Genomic DNA, 4566 nt, shown 5'->3' on the forward strand with positions numbered 1-4566 from the left:
CCACGGCCTGGGTGAAGCCGGCCTGGTCGCCGCGTTCGACCGCCGCGCGTGCCAAGGTCAATTCCAGTTGCAGCGCATCCCAGCCGGCCACGCGCTCGGCGTCGGTCAGCGGGCCCTGCGTGCGGGTGGGGGTGATGGTCACAAACGGTGCCAGCACCTGCTGCCACCACGGCGCACCCGCCTCCGGGCCAGTACCGGCATCGACCTGCTCGGGCACCTGCTCCAGGGCCTTGGAGAACGCCGCCAGTTGCCGCCCGGTCGCCACGCGCGCGCCCGGACCCAGCGCATCCACCGCATTGCGTTCCTGCATCAGCGCCTGGCGCACGTTGAGGTATTCATTGCCCTGCACGTCGGCCAGTGTGGCCGCCGCCAGTGCGTACAGGCGCTTGGCACCGTCCACGTCATCGGCATAGGCAAGACGCTGCGCGGCCTGGCTGAGCAGCAGTTCGGTCTCTTCCAGCTGCAGTGCCTGCGCGCCGTGGCGGGTGCTGTCGGCAAGCTTGGCCAGGTTGTCTTCGAGCAGCGCGCTGCGCTGGCTCAGGCCCAGCATTTCATCGCGCAGCACCCGGTTGGTGGCGGCCGCATCCTGCACCCGTTGCGACGTCGACCGCTGGTCGCGGCGCAGCGCTTCCACGCTGTCCACCAGCCCCTGCAGCTGCAGGCCGGCATCGGCTTCGCGCTGCAGGACGCGCGCCTGTTCGGCCTGCCAACGGGTCCAGCCCCACGCCACGCCCGCACCGATCACCAGCACGACCGCAAGCGGGGCGATCCAGCGCAGGGAGCGGGAAGCGGGAGGTGGCGAAACGTCGTCATTCATGCGGGCATCCTTGTCGATCGCGCCGGGCTGTCCACAAGCTGGCGAGCGACGTGATGCACAGCATCGCCCGTCGCCCGCGCGGCCCGCAAGGCCGGGAACGTCGCCTGTTCAGGAAGACGCGGAAGTGATGATCGCAGCGTGTGCAGCCTGCGCCAGCTGGCGTGGTAAGGGGCCTTGGGCGAGCTGCACCTGCGTAAATCCCGCGTCGGCGGCCTGTTCGGCCAGGCGCGCGCTGGCGGCCACCACGATCGCCTCGCGCACCCGGGACTGCAGATCGTGCGGCAGCCGCGCCAGCAGCAGGGTCAGCGCCTCGCCACTGCTCAGTGCCAGTACCCACGGCGTGGCACTGCGGCGCAGCCGTTGCAGCGCGCGCGGTGGCAGCRCCAGCGGCACGCGCTGGTAGACATCGGCGCGCTGCAGCTGCGCACCGCGCTCGACCAGGGTGGCGGCGATGATCCCGCGCCCGCCCGGAGCGGTGACCAGCCCGGCCTCCAGCCCGTGCAGGTCGGCCAGCTCGGGCAAGGCCAGCAGGCCTTCGCTGTCCATCCGCGTGGGCGCCAGCACCGTGCCGACGCCGTGYGCGTGCAGCGCCGCCGCGGTGCCGGCACCGACCGCCAGCCAGGTGCCTGGGTGGGCGCCACCGAGCGGCTGCAGGCGCGCGGCGGCGTGCACGGCCGCCGGGCTGCTGAACACCACCCGCTGCGCATTCAGCGCGCGCGCCAGCTGTGCGCGGCTGGCCCCATCGTCACGGACCTGCAGCGCCCACGGCGACAACGCCACCACGCGTGCGCCCGCCGCCTGCGCAGCCCGCCGCAACGGCGCGTGCTGGCCGCGCGGGCGCAGCGAAATCAGGGTCCATTCCGGCACATGTGCATCACGGTTCATTGCGGGCATTATGCGAGCCCTTTGGCGTAGCGTTGTCGTGTCGATGTCCATTCCTGAATCCCTGTCCGTGCAGCTGGCCGACCTGCAGCATGTCCTGGACCGCATGCCGCCGGTGGCGGCCATGCAGATCCGCGTTGAATCCTATGCCGATGGCCTGCTCGACCTGCGCGCGCCGCTGGCGGCCAACGTCAACGACAAGGGCAACGCGTTCGGCGGCAGCCTGTCCTCGGCGCTGACCCTGTCCGGCTGGGCGCTGGTGACCCTGCGGCTGCGCCTGGCCGGGTTCGATGCGGACGTGTACGTGGCCGACAGCCATGTGCGCTATCTGGCGCCGGTCTACGAGGACCTGCACGCGCAGGCGCAGGCTGCCGACGAGGCCGATTGGGAGGGCTTTCTGGCTACCTTCGCCCAGCGCGGCAAGGCCCGCATCGGCCTGGTCGCCCGCCAGCCCGGCAGCGGCGGCAAGCCGGCGGCTGAACTGACCGGTCGTTTCGTGGCCTTCGCAAGGCGGTAGGATGGGCGCCTTGCCGATTGGGGAATTCGCATGCGTCGTACCTTTCAGATTCTGCTGCTGGCCTTGTTCGCGCTGACCAGCGTGACCGTGCTGGCGGCCGAGCAGAAAACCACCAAGAAGCAGCGCAAGGAACTGGAAGAAACCCAGGTCAAGTACGACTCCACCCTGCGCTGGGGCACGGTCGAGGACGCGCTGCCGTACCTGGATCCCGAATACGCCAAGCTGCACCCGCTGACCGACCTGGAACTGCGCCGCTTCGAGCAGGTGAAGATCTCCAGCTATCGCGCCGGCGACAACCTGCCGCTGCCCGATGGCCGGGTCGGCCGCAACGCCGAAGCCCGGGTGATCAACCTCAACACCCAGTCCGAGCGCGCGGTGCGGGTCAAGGAAATCTGGCGCTGGGATGCCGAGGGCAAGCGCTGGCTGCAGGCCAACGGCCTGCCCGACCTCTGGCAGGACCAGGACCGCTGAACCCCGCCCCGGTGGGGGCTGGACGCCGATTCGCCCGCATGTGCGACAATCGGCGCCCGCTTATCGACCCGTGATCTTAGTGAATTACGAAGAGTTGCTGGCATTTGCCGGCCGAAACCCGATGTTGTCGATGGCCCTGGTCGGCCTGACCGTGGCCATCATCGTCACTGAAGTCCGCCGCCTGTTCCGCGGCTTCAAATCGCTCAAGCCCGCCGAGCTGACCCACCTGATCAATGCTGGTGGCGCCGTCGTGGTCGATCTGTCTTCCAGCAGCGATTTCGAGAAGGGCCACATCGCCGGCAGCCGCAACGTGCAGCCTGCCCAGTTCGGTCCGGAGCACAAGCTGGTGGTCAACGCCAAGCAGAGCCCGGTCGTGCTGGTGTGCCGCACGGGCACCGCCTCGGAAACCGCGGCCAAGGCGCTGAAGAAAGCCGGGTTCGAACAGGTCAACGTGCTCGACGGTGGCATCCCCGCCTGGCAGCAGGCCGAGCTGCCGCTGGTCAAGGGCCGCAACTGATTTCTGCCGGATTGCGCCGCTCGCCTTGTGCGCGGCGCCACACGCCCCCATCGCAGGGCATGTAACAATCCATTCTTATTGCATTCATTCTTGGAGCTACAGGAAATGTCCGAAGAGACCACCAACGGCGCCGTTGCGCCGGCCGATGCCGCCACCGGCCCCGCGTTCACCGTCGAGAAGATCTACGTCAAGGACGTTTCCTTCGAGTCGCCCAACGCGCCGGCCGTGTTCAACGATGCCGTGCAGCCGGAACTGCAGCTCAACCTCAACCAGCGCGTGCAGCGTCTGGGCGAGAACGCCTTTGAAGTCGTGCTGGCCGTGACCCTGACCTGCAAGGCCGGCGACAAGACCGCCTATGTGGCCGAAGTGCAGCAGGCCGGCGTGTTCGGCCTGGTCGGCCTGGACCCGCAGTCGATCGACGTGCTGCTCGGCACCCAGTGCCCGAACATCCTGTTCCCGTACGTGCGTTCGCTGATCAGCGAGCTGATCCAGGCCGGCGGCTTCCCGCCGTTCTTCCTGCAGCCGATCAACTTCGAAGGCCTGTACTCGGAAACCCTGCGTCAGCGCCAGGAGCAGGGTGAAACCTCGCTGGCCGACTCCGAGCCGGCCGGCAACGCCTGATCGGCGCTGCTGTCGTATCGATGAGCACCAACGCAGACAAGATCGCGGTTCTCGGCGCCGGCTCCTGGGGCACGGCGCTGGCCAGTCTGCTCGCCCGGCACGGTCATCAGACCGTGCTGTGGGGGCGCGACGCGGCCATGGTCGAGGCCATCGACCAGCGTCACGAGAACACCCGTTACCTCCCGGGCATTCCCTTGCCGGCCTCGCTGCGCGCCACCACCGACCTGGCCGCTGCGGTCAGCGACGCGACCTGGATCCTGGTGGTGGTGCCGTCGCACGCCTTCGGTGAAACCGTGCGCGCGCTGGCACCATTGCGTCCGGCCGATGCCGGCGTGGCCTGGGCGACCAAGGGCTTCGAGCCCGGTTCGGGCCGTTTCCTGCATGAAGTGGCGCGCGAGGTCCTCGGACCGGACGTGCCGCTGGCCGTGGTCACCGGTCCCTCCTTCGCCAAGGAAGTCACCCTGGGCCTGCCAACCGCGATCACCGTGCACGGTGACGCGCCGGAGTTCGCCCAGCAGGTGGCCGACGCGATGCACGGCCCGGCGTTCCGCGCCTATACCGGTGACGACATGGTCGGCGCCGAGCTGGGCGGTGCGATGAAGAACGTGCTGGCCGTGGCCACCGGCGTCGCCGATGGCATGCAACTGGGCCTCAACGCCCGTGCCGGCCTGATTACCCGCGGCCTCAACGAGATGCTGCGCCTGGCCGCGGCGATCGGGGCCAAGCCCGAGACCCTGATGG

The 4566-nt window shown here is 69.2% G+C and carries 7 protein-coding genes; 5 read left to right on the top strand and 2 right to left on the bottom strand.

From position 1 onward, the window contains the following. Both ACXJKH_RS15590 and ACXJKH_RS15595 read right to left on the bottom strand, forming a co-directional pair. On the bottom strand, positions 1-817 hold an 817-nt coding region (locus ACXJKH_RS15590), incomplete at its 3' end, for a uroporphyrinogen-III C-methyltransferase (protein ID WP_457320636.1). Positions 818-925: 108 nt separating this feature from the next. Beyond that, complete coding sequence (locus tag ACXJKH_RS15595; protein WP_457320638.1) at positions 926-1702, bottom strand: uroporphyrinogen-III synthase; 777 nt, start codon at positions 1700-1702, stop codon at positions 926-928. Positions 1703-1745: 43 nt separating this feature from the next. Here ACXJKH_RS15595 and ACXJKH_RS15600 point away from each other — a divergent pair, with 43 nt between their 5' ends. From ACXJKH_RS15600 to ACXJKH_RS15620, 5 genes are all read left to right on the top strand, one after another. Beyond that, on the top strand, positions 1746-2216 hold the full coding sequence (locus ACXJKH_RS15600) for a YiiD C-terminal domain-containing protein (RefSeq protein ID WP_256776782.1): 471 nt from the start codon (positions 1746-1748) through the stop codon (positions 2214-2216). 30 nt (positions 2217-2246) lie between these two features. Beyond that, positions 2247-2687, top strand: coding sequence for a hypothetical protein (locus ACXJKH_RS15605; protein ID WP_256776783.1), 441 nt, complete (start codon positions 2247-2249; stop codon positions 2685-2687). A 79-nt stretch (positions 2688-2766) separates the two neighbouring features. Further along, positions 2767-3204, top strand: a complete 438-nt coding sequence (locus ACXJKH_RS15610; protein WP_256776784.1) for a rhodanese-like domain-containing protein — start codon at positions 2767-2769, stop codon at positions 3202-3204. A gap of 105 nt (positions 3205-3309) precedes the next feature. Beyond that, complete coding sequence (gene secB / locus ACXJKH_RS15615) at positions 3310-3825, top strand: protein-export chaperone SecB (protein ID WP_256776785.1); 516 nt, start codon at positions 3310-3312, stop codon at positions 3823-3825. A gap of 20 nt (positions 3826-3845) precedes the next feature. After that, a partial coding sequence (locus ACXJKH_RS15620; RefSeq protein ID WP_457320642.1) for an NAD(P)H-dependent glycerol-3-phosphate dehydrogenase occupies positions 3846-4566 on the top strand: 721 nt, incomplete at its 3' end.

Source organism: Stenotrophomonas sp. P5_B8 (genome assembly GCF_054049855.1).

Excerpts from the sequence above, each read along its gene's own strand:
- ACXJKH_RS15605 (WP_256776783.1), top strand. The coding sequence starts at position 2,247 with ATGCGTCGTACCTTTCAGATTCTGCTGCTGGCCTTGTTCGCGCTGACC.
- secB (WP_256776785.1), top strand. The coding sequence starts at position 3,310 with ATGTCCGAAGAGACCACCAACGGCGCCGTTGCGCCGGCCGATGCCGCC.
- ACXJKH_RS15600 (WP_256776782.1), top strand. The coding sequence starts at position 1,746 with ATGTCCATTCCTGAATCCCTGTCCGTGCAGCTGGCCGACCTGCAGCAT.